This is a genomic window from Paenibacillus sp. LHD-38, from assembly GCF_031157315.1.
In the GTDB taxonomy this organism is placed as follows: Bacteria; Bacillota; Bacilli; order Paenibacillales; family Paenibacillaceae; genus Pristimantibacillus.
In genome coordinates this window covers 40,106-57,215 of sequence record NZ_JAVIFU010000023.1, presented here as the reverse complement: position 1 = coordinate 57,215, position 17,110 = coordinate 40,106, and the positions used below count along the sequence as shown (strand labels likewise).

At 47.0% G+C, this 17,110-nt stretch carries 21 protein-coding genes; all 21 read left to right on the top strand.

Going from position 1 to position 17,110, the window contains the following annotated elements:
- The 21 genes from RCO25_RS19820 (at position 1) to glyS (ending at position 17,102) form a co-directional block, all read left to right on the top strand.
- On the top strand, positions 1 to 615 hold the full coding sequence (locus RCO25_RS19820) for a hypothetical protein (RefSeq protein WP_308997856.1): 615 nt from the start codon (positions 1 to 3) through the stop codon (positions 613 to 615).
- Between the two features lie 80 nt (positions 616 to 695).
- The gene (locus RCO25_RS19815) at positions 696 to 1,004 is read left to right on the top strand and encodes a hypothetical protein (protein ID WP_308997855.1); all 309 of its coding nucleotides are present in this window, start codon (positions 696 to 698) and stop codon (positions 1,002 to 1,004) included.
- Positions 1,005 to 1,124: 120 nt separating this feature from the next.
- A complete protein-coding gene (locus RCO25_RS19810; protein WP_308997854.1) occupies positions 1,125 to 1,478 on the top strand; it encodes a histidine triad nucleotide-binding protein in 354 nt (117 codons plus the stop codon).
- An 85-nt stretch (positions 1,479 to 1,563) separates the two neighbouring features.
- On the top strand, positions 1,564 to 1,737 hold the full coding sequence (rpsU, locus tag RCO25_RS19805) for a 30S ribosomal protein S21 (protein ID WP_005547957.1): 174 nt from the start codon (positions 1,564 to 1,566) through the stop codon (positions 1,735 to 1,737).
- Between the two features lie 15 nt (positions 1,738 to 1,752).
- Positions 1,753 to 2,196, top strand: coding sequence for a GatB/YqeY domain-containing protein (locus RCO25_RS19800; RefSeq protein WP_139994357.1), 444 nt, complete (start codon positions 1,753 to 1,755; stop codon positions 2,194 to 2,196).
- A 152-nt stretch (positions 2,197 to 2,348) separates the two neighbouring features.
- Positions 2,349 to 3,728, top strand: coding sequence for an NfeD family protein (locus RCO25_RS19795; protein ID WP_308997853.1), 1,380 nt, complete (start codon positions 2,349 to 2,351; stop codon positions 3,726 to 3,728).
- 37 nt (positions 3,729 to 3,765) lie between these two features.
- A complete protein-coding gene (gene floA / locus RCO25_RS19790) occupies positions 3,766 to 4,755 on the top strand; it encodes a flotillin-like protein FloA (RefSeq protein WP_308997852.1) in 990 nt (329 codons plus the stop codon).
- Positions 4,756 to 4,816: 61 nt separating this feature from the next.
- The gene (locus tag RCO25_RS19785; protein WP_308997851.1) at positions 4,817 to 5,311 is read left to right on the top strand and encodes a hypothetical protein; all 495 of its coding nucleotides are present in this window, start codon (positions 4,817 to 4,819) and stop codon (positions 5,309 to 5,311) included.
- Positions 5,312 to 5,481: 170 nt separating this feature from the next.
- Positions 5,482 to 5,760 (top strand): sporulation protein YqfC, encoded by a 279-nt coding sequence (gene yqfC / locus RCO25_RS19780; RefSeq protein WP_308997850.1) that lies wholly within the window; start codon positions 5,482 to 5,484, stop codon positions 5,758 to 5,760.
- Positions 5,761 to 5,828: 68 nt separating this feature from the next.
- Positions 5,829 to 7,022 (top strand): sporulation protein YqfD, encoded by a 1,194-nt coding sequence (yqfD, locus tag RCO25_RS19775; protein ID WP_308997849.1) that lies wholly within the window; start codon positions 5,829 to 5,831, stop codon positions 7,020 to 7,022.
- Positions 7,023 to 7,028: 6 nt separating this feature from the next.
- A complete protein-coding gene (locus RCO25_RS19770; RefSeq protein WP_308997909.1) occupies positions 7,029 to 8,000 on the top strand; it encodes a PhoH family protein in 972 nt (323 codons plus the stop codon).
- Between the two features lie 17 nt (positions 8,001 to 8,017).
- A complete protein-coding gene (locus RCO25_RS19765) occupies positions 8,018 to 10,264 on the top strand; it encodes an HD family phosphohydrolase (protein ID WP_308997848.1) in 2,247 nt (748 codons plus the stop codon).
- Positions 10,261 to 10,758, top strand: coding sequence for an rRNA maturation RNase YbeY (gene ybeY, locus RCO25_RS19760; protein ID WP_308997847.1), 498 nt, complete (start codon positions 10,261 to 10,263; stop codon positions 10,756 to 10,758). The genes RCO25_RS19765 and ybeY overlap by 4 nt, the downstream gene beginning before the upstream one ends.
- Positions 10,758 to 11,120 carry a diacylglycerol kinase family protein gene (locus RCO25_RS19755; RefSeq protein WP_308997846.1) on the top strand — a complete coding sequence of 121 codons (363 nt, stop codon included), beginning with the start codon at positions 10,758 to 10,760 and terminating at the stop codon, positions 11,118 to 11,120. Before ybeY ends, RCO25_RS19755 begins: the two co-directional genes overlap by 1 nt.
- 29 nt (positions 11,121 to 11,149) lie before the next feature.
- Entirely contained in the window at positions 11,150 to 11,584 is a 435-nt protein-coding gene (locus RCO25_RS19750; protein ID WP_308997845.1) for a cytidine deaminase, read from the top strand.
- A gap of 8 nt (positions 11,585 to 11,592) precedes the next feature.
- Positions 11,593 to 12,516: a GTPase Era gene (gene era, locus RCO25_RS19745; protein ID WP_308997844.1), complete on the top strand. Its 924-nt coding sequence runs from the start codon at positions 11,593 to 11,595 to the stop codon at positions 12,514 to 12,516.
- Positions 12,517 to 12,616: 100 nt separating this feature from the next.
- On the top strand, positions 12,617 to 12,778 hold the full coding sequence (locus tag RCO25_RS19740; RefSeq protein WP_308997843.1) for a YqzL family protein: 162 nt from the start codon (positions 12,617 to 12,619) through the stop codon (positions 12,776 to 12,778).
- 166 nt (positions 12,779 to 12,944) lie between these two features.
- Positions 12,945 to 13,688 carry a DNA repair protein RecO gene (gene recO / locus RCO25_RS19735; protein ID WP_308997842.1) on the top strand — a complete coding sequence of 248 codons (744 nt, stop codon included), beginning with the start codon at positions 12,945 to 12,947 and terminating at the stop codon, positions 13,686 to 13,688.
- 183 nt (positions 13,689 to 13,871) lie between these two features.
- Positions 13,872 to 14,048: a hypothetical protein gene (locus tag RCO25_RS19730; RefSeq protein ID WP_308997841.1), complete on the top strand. Its 177-nt coding sequence runs from the start codon at positions 13,872 to 13,874 to the stop codon at positions 14,046 to 14,048.
- 92 nt (positions 14,049 to 14,140) lie between these two features.
- Positions 14,141 to 15,028 (top strand): glycine--tRNA ligase subunit alpha, encoded by an 888-nt coding sequence (gene glyQ, locus RCO25_RS19725; RefSeq protein WP_308997840.1) that lies wholly within the window; start codon positions 14,141 to 14,143, stop codon positions 15,026 to 15,028.
- Positions 15,021 to 17,102: a glycine--tRNA ligase subunit beta gene (gene glyS / locus RCO25_RS19720; protein WP_308997839.1), complete on the top strand. Its 2,082-nt coding sequence runs from the start codon at positions 15,021 to 15,023 to the stop codon at positions 17,100 to 17,102. Before glyQ ends, glyS begins: the two co-directional genes overlap by 8 nt.
- Positions 17,103 to 17,110: the final 8 nt, after the last annotated feature.

Below are 17,110 nucleotides of genomic sequence, written 5' to 3'. Positions count from 1 at the left end.
TTGGAACCACAGAAATCGGGCAAACGCTCAATCGCATTGCCCATAACGCTGGTTATTCTCGTATTTAGCTTAATCGGCAACGTGTTTTTATACTCTCAATTTTTGCAGCACAAGCAGGAGAACAACTATGAGAAAGGACAAAGGATTTACGCGGCAGCTACCGAATCGCAGCAATACGCAAAGGAAATGACGCCTCTGCTTGACGCGTTTCTGGCAAGCAATACCATGGGAGAGCGTCTAACCCTGCAATTCGATGCAGGCAAGGTAACTGCGAAAGGCACAGCATTGACTGAACTGACAAAAGAAGCAGCGAGCATATCCGTTCAACCCGAGAAATGGAATGAGAAGCTTCCAGATAGCTACGTTAGTGAGGTTGAAAAGGGATTGCAAGCGATCGGCAGTTACGAAGGCCCTTTGAACGAAGCCGATCAGTCCTACCTGACAGAGCTCAAAAATTCGTTTGTTGCGATTTCAAGCATCTTGAGCGGTTTCAATTCTAATATCGGCGACAGTCGAATTGCTATTATCCGTTTGTCCAGCGGCCTTGATTGGATCGACCTTGTAGAGCAGCTGCAAAACATGATGATGGGACAATCAGAAAATACAGCTTCGTAGAGTCAGCAGAATCAATGAGAGTTATAGCAGTAGCCAAATGCCTACCTGTGAATAAGATATAGGAACAGGAGGCTGATACGATGGAACATGCTGTAGTGGATCAGGAGCAAATGAAGCAATGGTGCGAGTATCATAAGCATCGCTATGTTTTGGCTCAAACACATGACGGCTGGTGCGCAGACGGTTTTCTAGAGTATTTGGATGACGAAGTATTGTGTATCGCAGTGCCTTGCGGCTCGAATGAATGGGAGGATAACCGTGCGTTTCTGCCCTATCCGGCATTCGGATATCCGATCTATCCATACCCTTATTACCCCCGCAGGCGGTTTATACGCCAAATATTTCCGCTTGCTGCACTGCTTGCCTTGTCGTTGCTGCCTTATTACTAAGGTTTGCGCGGGAGATGGCGGAAGGAATGCTTATTCCTTCTGCACATTTTTTTTTGGATTGGACGAGCATCCAAAATTTCGGTATGATAAGGAAAGGTCAACGAACAGGGGGTGAACCATATGGACTGTATTTTTTGCAAAATAATTGAAGGCACGATTCCGTCGAAGAAGGTTTTTGAAAATGACAGAATTCTTGCTTTTCACGACATACAGCCAGCTGCTCCGGTACATATTCTAATCATTCCAAAGAAGCATATTCCTACCATGAATGACGTTACGACTGAAGACGCGCAGGTTGTTGCAGAGCTGTTTTCCGTGGCCCGCGAGATCGCCAAGGAGCACGGAATTGCTGAGTCTGGCTATCGTCTAGTCAACAATGTAAATGCCGATGGAGGTCAGCTTGTTTATCATCTGCATATCCATCTCTTGGGCGGAACAAAACTTTCTCCGCTGCTCGCAGATATCCGAAGTTGACACTGCCTTTTGGTTTGACATATAATGAAATTTGATAAACCGTGTTATAGCTCTGGACGGTCTGTTTCGGAGGGAGGGAAAACTGGTGTCTGAAACTAAAGTTCGCAAAAACGAAACTATTGATGCTGCGCTTCGCCGCTTTAAACGTTCCATCGCTAAAGATGGAGTTCTAGCTGAGGTGAAAAAACGCAAGCATTATGAAAAGCCAAGTGTAAAGCGCAAGAAGAAGTCTGAGGCTGCGCGCAAGAGAAAGTTTTAGGAGGATCCTTCCATAATGAACCTGAGCGAAAGATTGACCGACGATATGAAGCAAGCCATGAAGAATCAGGACAAGTTTAAGCTTTCCGTAATTCGTATGATGCGCGCGTCAGTGAAAAACTTGGAAATCGATCTCAAGCGTCCTTTGGACGATAACGAAGTGCTTGATATATTGAGTCGTGAAATCAAACAACGTAAAGATTCCCTCCAAGAATTTAAAAAAGCCAGCCGTGATGATTTAGTAGCGGGTCTTGAGGTCGAAATTGAAATTATTAGTCAATACCTTCCCGAACAGCTGACTGAAGAAGAGATTCAAGAGATAGTAACGCAGACCATCCATGAACTCGGTGCTTCTTCCAAAGCCGATATGGGAAAAGTTATGAGTGCCCTTTTGCCTAAAACAAAGGGACGCGCTGACGGTAAACTAGTAAATCAGCTCGTACAGCAACATCTCAACTAACTAAACATTCGGACACACAAAACACCCCTGGAAACAGGGGTGTTTTTTTGTGCGCTTGCTTTGCAAATGGTATAATCTTGAAAACGTTAAACGAAACTTAAAGGTTGGTTTCGCGTAGTAGGGAGCAATACACAAATAAGGGAGGAACCTTCTTGCATACGAACCGATGGCGAAGAAGCTTTTCCATCACTCCTATTGCATGGCTTGCCGTCTTATTCTTGGTGATGCTTAGCGGACTATTCGGATCACCAGTCGATCGAGCACAGGCCGCGGGCGACATTGGTCCTGCAGTATATGTGATTCCCGTTAAACAAACGGTTGAATCGGGTCTTCAATCGTTTTTGGAAAGAGCGTATGGAGAAGCGGAAGAAGCAAAAGCGGAGCATGTCATACTTGTTATAAATACGCTGGGCGGTAAAGTGGTTAACGCAGAGCAAATTGGTCATTTTATTCGGGAGAATAAAATTCCGACAACCGCATTCGTGGAAGGTAAAGCGGTATCAGCCGGCACCTACATCGCGCTAAATGCGGATAATATCGTCATGCAGCCAGGCAGCACGATTGGTGCCGCAGCTGTCGTGGACGGTTCCGGTGATTTAATTGACAATCCGAAGACAATCTCATTTTGGACTTCCGAGATGAGTGAGTCAGCAGGCTTGCAAGGCCGCGATAAAAACATCGCTGCTGCCATGGTTGATCCGAATGTAGTTTTGGAGTTGAAGGACAAGATCGGCAGAGATAAGCTGAAGGGTGACATTCTCTCGCTTACCGCGTCAGAGGCGGAGAAGCTTGGTTACTCTGAGCATACAGCCGCAACCGTAAATGAGGTAGTTAAATGGCTTGGCCTTGAAGGCCGCACACAAATCGAGGTTGCACCCACACTTGCGGAAAATGCAGCAAGATGGCTAATTAATCCGGTTGTCATGACTGTGCTGCTTATTCTGGGCATCGCCGGCATCGTCATTGAAATGTTAGTTCCAGGCTTTGGCGCGCCAGGCATCGTTGGGCTTCTATCGTTTGGTTTGTATTTCTTCGGTCACTATGTAGCTGGTTTTGCCGGAATGGAATCAGTTGTTCTATTTGTAATCGGGATAGCATTGCTTATCATCGAGGTATTTGTACCAAGCTTCGGGATTCTGGGCATTCTCGGAAGCACGGCATTGATCGCCGGCGTGGTATTGGCGGCTTCAGATTCGATGACGGCTTTTATCTCCATCGTTATTGCGCTTGTTGCTGCGATTATTTTGATCGTTCTATTTGTGCGAATGAATAAATCGAGAGGGATTTGGAATAAATTCATTTTGCGCGACAAGCTGACTACAGAACAAGGCTTTGTATCCGCCGACCTAAAGGATTCCCTTCTAGGGCTTGAAGGGATGACGATAACCCCGTTAAGGCCGGCAGGAACTGTTATTTTGGGGGATAAACGCATTGATGTAGTCACATCCGGGGAGTTTATTGATGCGAATCGCACGGTTACGGTTATAAAAGCGGAAGGTACGTGGGTGGTAGTTAAGGAAGTATCTAAATAATTAACAAAATAATTTAACCATATGGAGGTTTGAGACAATGGATCCTATCGTTTCATTTTTGATTATAGCCGTCGTAGTTATTATCGTACTATCCGTATTTCTTAGCTTCTTTCCGATTATGCTTTGGATTTCAGCATTGGCATCGGGAGTTAGGGTCGGAATTATTACGCTCGTTGCGATGCGCTTGCGCCGGGTCGTTCCAAGCAGAATCGTCAATCCGTTAATTAAAGCGACAAAAGCGGGTCTTGGCCTTAATATTAACCAGTTGGAGAGCCACTTCCTGGCAGGGGGAAATGTCGATCGCGTCGTTAATGCATTGATTGCTGCGCAGCGAGCGAATATTCCTCTTATTTTCGAACGTGCGGCTGCAATCGATTTGGCTGGCCGCGATGTGCTTCAAGCCGTACAAATGAGCGTTAACCCGCGAGTCATAGAAACGCCTATCGTCGCAGCAGTAGCGAAGGATGGTATTGAGGTGAAGGTAAAAGCGCGCGTAACGGTCCGTGCGAATATAGATCGTCTTGTCGGCGGTGCCGGCGAAGAGACCATCATCGCTCGTGTCGGCGAAGGTATTGTCACAACAGTGGGTTCAGCTAATTCCCACAAGGATGTGCTTGAGAACCCGGATATGATTTCTCGCACGGTGCTCGGTAAAGGTCTGGATGCCGGAACGGCATTCGAAATCCTTTCCATCGATATCGCGGATGTGGATGTAGGCAAAAACATTGGCGCTCATCTTCAAACGGAGCAAGCGGAAGCGGATAAAAAAATTGCCCAGGCGAAAGCGGAAGAACGCCGCGCGATGGCTGTAGCCCAAGAGCAGGAGATGAAAGCTAAGGTTGTGGAAATGGAAGCGCGAGTCGTTGAGTCGGAATCGCAGGTTCCGCTTGCCATGGCGGAAGCTCTCAGGAGCGGTAAAATCGGCGTGATGGACTATTTGAACCTGAAAAACGTAGAGGCAGACACGCAAATGCGCAGCTCTATCGGCAAGCAGGAAGGCCCAGCTGATCCGAAAGACGGCCGCTAATCCTAACGCTAAAAAGTAGTTGCTATGAGCAGCGTGAGTGCGTCTTGGAGGTGAAGGCAAATTGAAGATCATTGAATTTTTGATGAACAACATATTTATTGTGGTCGTTATTGTTGGGGCTCTCGCATCCCTATTCCGAAAGTCAGGATCGAAGAACAAACCCGGACGCATGCCAGACTTTGGCGGAGGCGGCTTGCCGCGAACCTTGTATCCGCAGGATAGCCGAAAGGAACTTGAAGAGCGTCCAATCCCGGCTGGCTCAGTAGGGGAGACCCTCTACCGCTCGCAAACGGAGAATAAGCGTGAGGATAGGGAAATCCCGTCACTTGCTTCCAGAGAATCGGAAATGTCTGTTGAGAGCCCACAGATTGCGTCTCTGCAGCGTGTGCTTCAAAGTGCGGCAACTAACAAGGATAAGGTTTCTGGTCCGGCAGAACGCAAATCTGTAAGCCAGGGCGCTGTCATGTACCCTAACCGTGCAGAAGATTTGCGAAGAGCGGTTATATGGGCTGAAATATTAGGACCGCCCCGCTCAAAAAAACCATTTCGGAAATAACCAATGAACCGTCGGAGCTTAATGCTCTGGCGGTTTTTTTATTTTACAGCCATATTTATCCGGTTAATCGCATATTTTGGAACAGTACATGAAAATGCAGTTCCTTTGCTTTGGATTAGCTAGGCTTACAATCCAGCTTAAACAAACCTTAAGGAGGCTAAGATTCGCACATGCGCCGTATAAAAAAGAAATTCCGCAAAGTGACAGCAGAGCTGCTTGATATGCCGCATGATGTCGTCTTTGATTTGCCTCGCCTTACGATGATCGGAGACCGCCAATTATATATCGAAAACCATCGAGGTGTCGTTCATTTCTCCAGCGAGCGCCTTAGATTAGCATTAAGCAAGGGCCAGCTGGAGGTAACGGGCAGCTCGCTTGTCATACGCACGATTTGGACGGAAGAAGTATTTGTGGAAGGCCAAATAACGAACATTCAGCTTCTGCCCTGATATAGAAAATGAATGCAAGGTTGTTGACGGCAAAATGTAATGAGCAAACCGTAATGGAGGCGAACGTATTGAGCGGAATTGGCGCGAATTGGATAAAAGGAATGGTTACCGTTCACATAAGGGAAGGACAACCGGAGCAGCTCGTCAACCGTGCACTAGCCGGCGGCTTGCAGCTGTCTTCTATACGTTGGACAAGCAGCGGCTTGCTTGAGTTTGAGCTGTCGGTCAGCGATTTCTTTGGCCTTCGTCCGTTTCTGAAGGAGACAGGCTGCCGAGTCCATGTTACGAAACGCAAGGGGCTGCCGTTTCTTCTCGTAAAGGCAGAGCGCAGAAAGCTTTTTGCTGGCGGAATCGTATTGTTTTTTGCAATCATATTCATGCTATCGTCACTCGTTTGGAGCATTGAAGTGCAGGGCAATGTAAAGTTGACGGAAGATCAGATAAGATTGGCTGCAAAAGAGGAAGGCCTGTATCCCATGCAATGGTCATTCCGTCTTACAGACGCTGACGTATTATCCAAGCAGCTCGTTCGAAAGCTTCCTGGATCAACGTGGGTAGGCGTCGAAAAAAAAGGCACGAAGGTAATTATCCAAGTTGTGGAGTCAACGATTCCGAGGCGAGCCGAATTGAATACGCCGCGTCATCTTGTCGCTTCAGCGGATGCTGTCGTTATTGAAATTATCGCGGAAGCGGGAAGGCCGGTCGTACGGAAAAACACTCGCGTGAAAAAAGATCAAATTCTGATTTCCGGAACGATTGGCGGCGAAGAAAATTCGCGAAATGTCGTTGCCAAAGGCAACGTCCGCGGGCTCGTCTGGTATGAGTATGAAATTGCCTCTCCTCTAGTTCAGCAGATTAAAGTATACACAGGTGAAAAAAAGACGAAATGGTTCGCCGTCATTGGCTCAAGAGCGTTGCAGGTTAGCGGCTATGGGAAGGATGGCTACGGCACTTCGGAAGCGATTCGTCACGAGGAGAAGGTTGCATGGCGCAATTGGACCCTGCCCATCGGCAGGATGAAGGAGACCGTCATGGAGACTCGATTAGAGGACAGGGAACTGACAGAGGCGGAGGCAAAGAGCGCGGGAATCCTCCAGGCTAAAGCTAACGTACTAATTAAAGCAGGCAGCGATGCGGTCATCCGAGATGAAATTGTTTTGCATGAAAAGGCGGACAATGGTAAAGTTTATATGAAAGTTCTTTTTGAGGTCGAGCAATCTATCGTTAAAGAAATGCCACTAGTCCAGATGCAGGGAGAATGAGGATTGTTGCAAATTGAAACGAAAGTAGTAAAAATACCGCTCGGTAACGCAGCGGAAGGACTTGCAGTACTCGGACCACAAGACAATTATTTACGCCTTGTACAAGCGCAGGTTGAATCTTCAATTACTTCGCGTGAAGCGGAAATTGTCATTTCGGGGCCCTCTGATGAAGTTGAATCGCTGGAGCAGCTATTCAATGTGCTCTTACAGCTTGTTCGCGGCGGTTATAAACCATCGGAACGGGATGTCGCTTATGCATTAGAACTCGCGAGATCCATGCAGGCAGAGGAGCTGCTAGACTTATTTAAGAAAGAAATCACGACTACCTTCCGAGGCAAGCCGATCCGCGTGAAGACGATCGGTCAGCGTCATTATGTGAAGACGATCCGCAAACGGGATATCGTATTCGGTATTGGACCAGCCGGAACGGGTAAAACATATTTGGCAGTCGTACTTGCCGTAGCTGCTTTGAAGGAAGGCTCTGTTAAACGGATCGTATTGACGAGACCGGCAGTAGAAGCGGGAGAAAATCTCGGATTTTTGCCGGGCGATTTGCAAGAAAAAGTAGATCCGTATTTGCGACCTCTTTACGATGCTTTGCATGATGTGCTGGGGCCGGATCAGACCGTTAAAGCATTAGAACGCGGCATGATTGAAATCGCGCCGCTTGCTTATATGCGGGGTCGTACGCTTGACGATGCGTTCATCATTTTGGATGAAGCGCAAAATACGACGCCCGAGCAAATGAAAATGTTTCTGACTAGGCTTGGATTTAGCTCCAAAATGGTCATTACAGGCGACGTTACGCAAATTGACTTGCCCAGAGGCAAAAACTCAGGCTTGATCGAGGCTCAGCGTATATTAAAGGACATAGAGGAAATCGGCATTATCCTTTTCTCTGAGCAGGATGTTGTCCGTCATTCATTAGTTCAAAAGATTATTGTTGCCTATAACTGGGATGCTGAAAACAAAGCCTAGAAAGGGATGTCTGCTGCATGAACCAAAACCAGACCGGAAAACAGGGGAATTTGCTGCCATCTAAGACGGCGGGTTGGAAGCAGAGTGCAGCCGTTCGCTGGGTGCTAATGTTGATGTTTGTGCTGCTGTTTTATTTCAGCTTAGCTCCGCATCTCGTTCCTGAGACATACGACATTGAGGAGGGCGCTGTAAGCGAGAAGGATATCAAAGCGCCCTTCCAAATAAAAGACGAGAAGGCGACACGACAAGCGGAAGAGGACGCAGCTGAAAAAGTCGACGTTATTTATTCCATAGTGCCCTTACGCAACGAAGTATTGGTTGATCAGATTTTTGTTCGAATCGAGCAATTGAATCAGGACGATCAAGTAACCTTGCAAAATAAAATTGATATTTACCGTAATGAAATTCCGGGACGCTATGCGGAGTATATCGACACCTTTGTTAAGCTCAACAAGGGCAGAGGCACCTACAACGACACTCTGCTTGAGGAAATGTCGCTGGTCGCAAAAGAACAGGAATACACCATTCCGGAAGAAACCTTTTACAAAATGCCAAACCTATCAGCCGAAACCTTAACCGAGATGCGTAATGTAGCTCGGGATATTGTGCGTAAGCTGACGGTCGAGCAGCTTCGGGAAGCCGAAACTGCGCGGACGCAGGTGGCTGAGCTTGTGAATGCCAGCTCGCTTTCAAGCCGGACGAGCAGAGAAATTGTACAGGAGCTGGCTAGATTCGCAATTATGCCGAATAAGTTTCTGGACAAAGCAGCGACAGACGAAGCCATGGTACAAGCTAAGCAGAACACGCCTCCTGTGGTCATTAAAGAGGGCGAGCTGATTGTAAAGCGCGGCCAGACTATTACGCCTGATTTGTACAAGCTCCTTGTTGATTCCTCGCTGCTTCAGGATAAGAAAAACTACTGGCCGCAGCTTGGGCTTTTGATTATGTCCTTAATGTTCATCGTCTCGCTGTACGCGTATTTGCATCAGTCGGGGAGCATAAATGGCGTTAAGCCTAAATATAACAATGCATCTTTGCTTATGTTGTGGCTTATTTTTCTAATCAATATCATAACGATACAAATCATTTCCTTGACGCAAACGGATGCTGCCCCGTATGCAGGCTATTTGGCTCCTGCTGCACTAGGCACCATGTTGATTACGCTTTTGCTAGATATGCACTTAGCAATGATCAGCTCCATTTTATTTGCGATTATGGGAAGCGTGATATTAAATACCGGCCAGCATCAAATTTTCGATTTTCAGTACGGATTTGTCATTATCGTTGTTTCGTTCGCTGCGATTTTCTCCATACACCGCGCGAGTCAACGGTCCACGATATTGAAAGCAGGCATCATGGTCAGCTTGTTTGGCTCACTATCCGTCCTTACAGTTTTGCTGCTAACCGAGCAGCTCGAGCGCGCTCCGTTCATCTATTCGGTTGCTTTTGCTTTCGCAAGCGGATTAATTACGGCAGTGCTCGTCATCGGGTTGATGCCGTTTTTCGAGATTACATTCGGTATATTATCGGCGCTGAAGCTTGTTGAGCTCTCCAATCCGAATCATCCATTGCTGCGGAAGCTGCTGACAGAAACGCCGGGTACCTACCATCACAGCGTGATGGTTGGCAATTTATCCGAAGCGGCGGCCGAGGCCATCGGTGCCGATGGATTATTATGCCGAGTCGGTTCGTTTTATCATGACATCGGAAAGACGAAACGGCCGAATTATTTTATCGAAAACCAGTCCAATATCGAAAATCCGCATGATACCATTGATCCGAAGCTAAGCAAATCAATCATTGTCGCCCATGCAAGAGACGGTGTAGATATGCTGAAGGGACATAATATTCCTAAGCCTATTCGGGATATTGCAGAGCAGCATCATGGGACGACTTCGCTTAAGTTTTTTTATTACAAGGCAATAAAGCAAGCTGAAGAACAAGGCATCGAACCACAGTTCACAGAGGATGAATTCCGTTATCCCGGTCCTAAGGCACAGTCGAAGGAAGCGGCAGTAGTCGGTATTGCCGATTGCGTTGAAGCAGCGGTACGAAGCCTGCGGAATCCAACCGTGGAGCAGGTTGAAGCGATGATTCACAAAATCATTAAGAGCAGGCTGGATGATAACCAGTACAATGAATGTGATTTAACGTTGAAGGAACTTGATAAAATTGCGCTATCGCTTAAGGAAAGCGTAATTGGCATATTCCATTCACGTATCGAATACCCGGATGATGTGAAAACAAAGGAGCGTTTGGCATGAGCTTACAACTCGATTGGAGCAATGAGCAGCAAAAGCTGGAGATCCCTGATGAATGGATAGCAACACTAGAAAAGCTGCTGAGGCTTGCGGGCGAGGCGGAAGGCATTCAATATGGCGAGGTCTCGTTAACCTTCACGAATGATGAGGAAATTCACCAGTTAAACCGAGAATATCGCGGGATCGACCGCCCGACAGATGTATTGTCTTTTGCTATGCAGGAAGATGGCGTAGACGAGCTCGACATTATTTTCGAGGTTGAACATGAAGAGGATGCCGATCCGATTTCAGGCATGCTTGGAGACATTATCATTAGTGTGGATACGGCACTTGCACAAAGCGAAGAGTACGGACATTCATTGGAGCGGGAAATCGGCTTTTTGTTCGTTCATGGTTTTCTGCATTTGATTGGTTACGATCACCAGGATGATGAGACAGAAGCGGAGATGACCGCAAAGCAGGAAGCTATTTTGCAACAGGTAGGTTTAACTCGTTAATGCAGAAGTTTATTGCAAGCTTCGCGGTAGCGATCTCTGGAGTCGTCTTTGCGCTACGTACGCAAAGTCATATGCGGTTTCACGCGTTAGCAGGGCTGATTGCATGTGTTGTTGGATTAATCGTGTCGCTTGAGCCGCTCGAATGGGCGATTATTCTTCTAGCGATCGCAGTCGTTATTAGTGCTGAAATGATCAATACGGCTGTCGAGCAAGCGGTTAATCTTGCTAGCCCAAGCATACATCCGGTGGCGAAAGTGGCCAAGGATGTTGCTGCCGGAGCAGTTCTCATTGCCGCAGTCATTTCAGCGATTATAGGGCTGCTCATCCTTGGGCCGCCCTTATGGCGTTTATTCGCAGGTTAAGAAGTCAATCCTGAACGGAGATGATTTGGATGGTATACGAAGGATTATCGGAGTCATATACGGCGCTGATGAACGCGGCTAAGGAAGCGATGTCTCGCGCTTACGTGCCTTATTCAAATTTCCAAGTCGGAGCAGCGCTTCTAGACGATGATGGACATATCCATCACGGGTGCAACATTGAGAATGCGGCTTATAGTCCTACTAATTGCGCAGAACGTTCGGCGATATTTCGCGCGGTTTCCGACGGAAAACGACCAGGTCAATTTCAGGCGATTGCGGTTATTGGCGATACCGAGGGGCCAATCGCGCCATGCGGCGTCTGCCGTCAGGTTTTAGTTGAGTTTTGTGCACCAGACATGCCTGTAATCATGGGTAATATAAACGGTCAGTGGACGATTTCGACCGTATCAGACATATTGCCGGGGGCTTTCACGCCGGCGTCATTAGAAAATAGGGAGCGTTAAATAAACATATGAATCTAACAACATCAAATGACCGTGACAGCAAAAAATTCCGATCTGGCTTCGTAGCTATAATTGGCAGGCCAAATGTAGGGAAATCAACGCTCATGAACCATCTTATTGGACAAAAAATTGCAATCATGTCAGACAAGCCGCAAACAACCAGGAACAAAATTCACGGCGTATATACCACTAACGATACACAAATTGTATTTTTGGATACTCCAGGTATCCACAAGCCCCAATCAAAGCTTGGCAATTACATGATGCAGACTGCCGAGAGCGCGCTTAGAGAGGTTGAGGCTGCACTATTTCTAATTGACGCATCCGAGGGGCTTGGCGGCGGTGACCGCTTCATTATCGAACAGCTTAAAAAGGTGAAAACGCCTGTTTTTCTTGTTATGAATAAAATTGACAAGGTAGAACCGGAGCAGCTTTTGCCAATGATTACGCAATACAACGAGCTTCATGAATTTGCGGAAATCATTCCGATCTCAGCGCTTAAAGGAAATAACGTAGATACGTTGCTTGAGCAGCTATCTCGTTATTTACCTGAAGGCCCGCAATATTACCCGGCAGATCAAATTACAGATCACCCGGAGCAGTTCGTTTGCTCAGAGCTTATTCGCGAAAAGATTCTTCACATGACTCGCGAAGAAATTCCGCATTCCATCGCGGTTACGATCGAGGATATGCGCGTTAAAGAAAATGGAGTCGTGTATATCGGAGCGGTAATTTTCGTTGAACGCGATTCCCAGAAGGGCATCATTATCGGCAAAAAAGGCGACCTCTTGAAGGAAGTCGGAAAACAGGCGCGCAAAGATATCGAAGCGCTTCTTGGCTCGCGCATTTATCTAGAACTGTGGGTAAAAGTAAAGAAGGATTGGCGCAATCAAGAGCGTGTGTTAAAGGATCTTGGCTATCGCCACGATTAAACAAAATTGACGTATTTTGTTAAGGATAGACAGCACCCGTTTATCGCATCCTATTACCGTCTGAAGCAGCATTTCAGGGGACGGAAAGGGATGAATACGTATGCGAAATTTTTCGTGGAAGTATTTTACGTTGACCGGGGATGTCGAATCTTTCATGCTATACAAGGAAATGAATCAATATGGTGCAGAAGGCGGCTCCGATGCGTTAGCCAGCGAACACGAGGAGCATTCCCCGCTTGAAGTAGAAGATACCTCAGGCTGATGCATCCATGGAATTATCGTATCGATTGATCATGTATAGGTTTTGGAAAGATAAGCTAACAGGTGAGCAGCATTCATCTCTTAGCTTATCTTTAACCGCTAAACGTGAGTTCGCAGCCATGGGACTGTGAACCTTGCGTTTCTGCTTTCAGGGGAGAGTTTGTGCAATGCTGTATCGTGTTGAGGGGATAGTCATTCGAAGCATGGATTATGGGGAAGGTAACAAAATCGTAACTCTGCTTACAAAAACAAACGGAAAAGCGGGCGTATTAATACGCGGCGCAAAGAAACTGAAGAGCAAGCATTCGTCACTCGCTCAGCCGTTTACATATGGCGAGTTCGTTTATTTTCGGAGCAGCGGACTCGGCACACTTAACCATGGTGAGATTATCGAATCTCACCATGTTTTGCGTGAAAAGCTAGACTTGGCAGCCTATTCGTCTTATGTAGCCGAGCTTACGGACCGTTCGCTGCAGGACGATGAAGCAACTGGATTTCATTTTGAGCAGCTGAAAGCATGTCTTGCCGCACTCCAAGAAGGAAAAGACGCCCAAATTGTGACACATCTCTACGAAATGCGAATTTTGGATTTATCAGGTTACGCTCCTGAACTGGATGAATGCGTTAGCTGCGGAAACGTTGTTGGTCCTTTTGTGCTCTCACCTTACGCCGGCGGCATATTGTGTACGCGTTGCAAGGGAAAGGATCCCCATGGGGTACCGCTTGGAGAAGGAGCATATAAGCTGCTTCGGTTATTCCGCCGTATGGATATGAGGAGACTGGGTTCTATCCAAGTAAAGCCGGAAACGAAAGCAGAACTTAAGCATTCCATGCGAAAGCTTATGGATACTCATCTGGGCTTACAGCTTAAATCGCGCAATTTTCTTGACCAATTGGATAAACTCATGTGAAAGCCCTTCACTATTTATGTTGGATATCATTGGTTTTCCCTCTGTCTTAAGGTGTAGTTAGCACACAGGACAAAATAGACTGGGTTTTTTAATTGCTTGAAGCGCATGTTTGACATTTGACATTTGCCATAAAGAAGCATAAAATAATGCAATATGAATATTGGGCAATGATGGAGAAAGTAATTGTTTTATGTCGACAAGCTTAGCGAGCTGGGAAAAGTGAAAGCCCAGATGGACAAAACGATGAAAGGGCACTCCGGAGTCGTATCGAAGAAAGAGGGTTTGCTCGTAAGGAGTGAACCAAGTAGGGTGGAACCGCGGGAATTTAACTCTCGTCCCTACGTCTGGCAGCAGGCGTAGAGACGGGAGTTTTTTGCGTATCATCGCCTTTGCCGAACTTGCGAAAATTTTCCAAAAGGACAGAATACAGAAGAAGAAGGAGAGGGTCAGTAATGAATTTTCAGAAAATGATTTTAACGCTGCAGCAATTCTGGGCTGAACAAAATTGTATTCTAGTACAGCCTTATGATGTGGAGAAGGGTGCCGGAACGATGAACCCGATGACATTCTTGCGTTCAATTGGGCCTGAGCCTTGGAATGTAGCTTACGTGGAGCCATCCCGTCGTCCAGCCGATGGCCGTTACGGTGAAAATCCGAATCGCCTATACCAGCATCACCAATTTCAGGTTATTTTGAAGCCTTCGCCAGACAACATACAAGAGCTTTACCTGGAAAGCTTGAAACAGCTCGGAATTGATGCGAATGACCATGATATTCGTTTTGTTGAGGATAACTGGGAATCACCGACGCTCGGCGCTTGGGGCCTTGGCTGGGAAGTATGGCTGGATGGCATGGAGATTACACAATTCACGTATTTCCAGCAGGTTGGCGGCATTGATGCTAATCCTGTTGCCGTAGAGATCACTTATGGTATGGAACGACTTGCTTCTTATATTCAAGAAAAAGAAAACGTGTTTGATTTGGAATGGGTAGAGGGCATAACGTACGGTGACGTTTTCAAGCAGCCAGAATATGAGCATTCCAAATATACGTTTGAGACATCGGACACGGCGATGTTATTTTCCTTGTTCAACATGTACGAGGAAGAAGCGAAAAAAACAATGGAGCATCATCTCGTATTTCCAGCGTACGATTATGTGCTGAAATGCTCACACACCTTTAACCTGCTCGATGCTCGCGGAGCGATTAGCGTAACGGAAAGAACAGGCTACATTACAAGGGTGAGAAATTTGGCGCGTGCCTGCGCCTCAACCTATTACGAGGAAAGAGAACGTTTAGGTTTCCCGTTGCTGAAGAAAGGAGTGAAGCAGCATGACTAGAGATTTGTTGCTTGAAATTGGACTCGAGGAAGTTCCGGCCCGATTTGTACGCGGTGCTATGAATCAGCTTAAGGATAAAACGGTAAAATGGCTGTCGGATTCACGCATCGAACATGGTGCTGTAAAGGTGTATGCGACACCACGCCGGATTGCAGTCCTTATTCAAGATGTAGCTGAGAAGCAGTCTGATATGAATGAGGAAGCAAAAGGGCCTTCACGAAAAATTGCCCAGGATGACCAAGGAAACTGGAGCAAAGCGGCACTCGGATTTGCCAGGAGCCAGGGCGTAGAACCGGAGCAGCTTTATTTTCAAGAGCTCGCCGGCGTAGAGTATGTTTATGCGAATAAAAGCAGCGTGGGCGCAGAGACCGCGGCGGTTCTTCCTGAAGGTTTGCTTTCGTTGATTACGTCGATGTCTTTCCCTAAGAATATGCGTTGGGGAAGCCATGAGCTTCGTTTCGTAAGACCGATCCGTTGGCTTGTCGCGTTATTCGGCCAAGATGTCATTCCATTTGAAATAACGGGCGTACAGACCGGCAACGTATCCCGCGGACATCGCTTTCTCGGAGAGAATACGACTGTCCAAGAGCCTGCTCAATACGTTGAGCGCTTGCGCGAGCAGAATGTCATTGCAGACGTGAGTGAACGCGAGGAGCTGATCGTTGCTCAAATAAATCAGCTTGCGAAGGAAAAGGGCTGGGAGATTGCAATCAAGGAAGATTTGCTGGAAGAGGTCTTGTTCCTAGTCGAATATCCTAATGTGCTATTTGGCGGTTTCGACCCGGCATTTCTTCACATCCCGCAGGAGGTGCTCATCACATCTATGCGTGAGCATCAAAGATACTTTCCTGTATTCAACGGTGAGGGACAGCTTCAGCCGTTTTTCGTTACCGTCCGCAACGGCGATCTAAAGTCGATTGAACTAGTAGCCAAGGGTAATGAAAAGGTGCTGCGCGCGAGACTTTCAGATGCGAAATTTTTCTATGAGGAAGATCATAAGCTGACGATCGAGCATGCTCTTTCTAAGCTTGAGAATATCGTATATCACGAAGAAATAGGCTCAGTTGCCGACAAGGTAAGAAGAATTCGCGCGACAGCCGATCTATTAAGCAAGCATTTGCAAATCGATGAGCAGCAATCCCAAGATATCAGCCGCTCTGCAGATATTTGTAAATTCGATCTCGTATCACAAATGGTTTATGAGTTCCCTGAGCTTCAAGGTATCATGGGTGAAGATTATGCCCTAAAAGCAGGAGAGCGCGAATCGGTGGCGAAAGCCATTAATGAACATTACCAGCCTCGTTTTGCCGGCGATCTGGCGCCGTCAGAATTAACAGGAGCGATCGTAAGCTTAGCTGACAAGATCGATACGATTGTAGGCTGTTTCTCCATCGGAATTATTCCAACAGGTTCACAGGATCCATATGCGCTTCGGAGACAAGCAGCCGGGATCGTTCAAATCATTTTGGCACACGGCTTAAAGTTGGAACTAAATGATTTGTATGATGCTTCCTTGTCTGTACATGAGAGCCGCGGTTTGAAGCGTGCAGCAGCAGATATTCGCAAGGATCTTTCGGATTTCTTCGCGCTTCGAGTCAAAAACGTGCTGTCTGAGCAAGGCGTTCGTTACGATGTCGTTGATGCGGTTATGGCGTCAGGCTTCACGGATTTGAAGTCGACGATCGAGCGAGCTAACGTCGTTCAGTCTTTAGCTGGGGGCGAGGACCGCACTGCGTTCAAACAAACGGTGGAACAGTTCAACCGCGTGAGCAACCTAGGCTCCAAAGCGGCTGCAACAACGGTGGATGCCGCTTTGTTTAGCGAACAGGTAGAGAACGAGCTGTATGAAAAATGGCAGCAACAGCGTCCTGTATTCAAAGAGGCGATTGACGCGGGAGATATTTCAAAAGCGGTTCATTCATTGTCATCCTTGAAGCCGTATATTCATACTTATTTTGAAAATGTCATGGTCATGGCACCCGATGAGGCAGTACGCGCGAACCGTTTGTCAACGCTTGCTGGTATCGCGGAGGATATTGCCGTTGTTGCCGATTTCTCTAAGCTAGTTTGGTAGTAAAAGAA

Excerpts from the sequence above, each read along its gene's own strand:
- glyS (WP_308997839.1), top strand. The coding sequence starts at position 15,021 with ATGACTAGAGATTTGTTGCTTGAAATTGGACTCGAGGAAGTTCCGGCC.
- glyQ (WP_308997840.1), top strand. The coding sequence starts at position 14,141 with ATGAATTTTCAGAAAATGATTTTAACGCTGCAGCAATTCTGGGCTGAA.
- ybeY (WP_308997847.1), top strand. The coding sequence starts at position 10,261 with ATGAGCTTACAACTCGATTGGAGCAATGAGCAGCAAAAGCTGGAGATC.
- RCO25_RS19765 (WP_308997848.1), top strand. The coding sequence starts at position 8,018 with ATGAACCAAAACCAGACCGGAAAACAGGGGAATTTGCTGCCATCTAAG.
- floA (WP_308997852.1), top strand. The coding sequence starts at position 3,766 with ATGGATCCTATCGTTTCATTTTTGATTATAGCCGTCGTAGTTATTATC.
- RCO25_RS19815 (WP_308997855.1), top strand. The coding sequence starts at position 696 with ATGGAACATGCTGTAGTGGATCAGGAGCAAATGAAGCAATGGTGCGAG.
- RCO25_RS19810 (WP_308997854.1), top strand. The coding sequence starts at position 1,125 with ATGGACTGTATTTTTTGCAAAATAATTGAAGGCACGATTCCGTCGAAG.
- era (WP_308997844.1), top strand. The coding sequence starts at position 11,593 with ATGAATCTAACAACATCAAATGACCGTGACAGCAAAAAATTCCGATCT.
- RCO25_RS19750 (WP_308997845.1), top strand. The coding sequence starts at position 11,150 with ATGGTATACGAAGGATTATCGGAGTCATATACGGCGCTGATGAACGCG.
- yqfC (WP_308997850.1), top strand. The coding sequence starts at position 5,482 with ATGCGCCGTATAAAAAAGAAATTCCGCAAAGTGACAGCAGAGCTGCTT.
- RCO25_RS19740 (WP_308997843.1), top strand. The coding sequence starts at position 12,617 with ATGCGAAATTTTTCGTGGAAGTATTTTACGTTGACCGGGGATGTCGAA.
- recO (WP_308997842.1), top strand. The coding sequence starts at position 12,945 with ATGCTGTATCGTGTTGAGGGGATAGTCATTCGAAGCATGGATTATGGG.
- RCO25_RS19755 (WP_308997846.1), top strand. The coding sequence starts at position 10,758 with ATGCAGAAGTTTATTGCAAGCTTCGCGGTAGCGATCTCTGGAGTCGTC.
- RCO25_RS19800 (WP_139994357.1), top strand. The coding sequence starts at position 1,753 with ATGAACCTGAGCGAAAGATTGACCGACGATATGAAGCAAGCCATGAAG.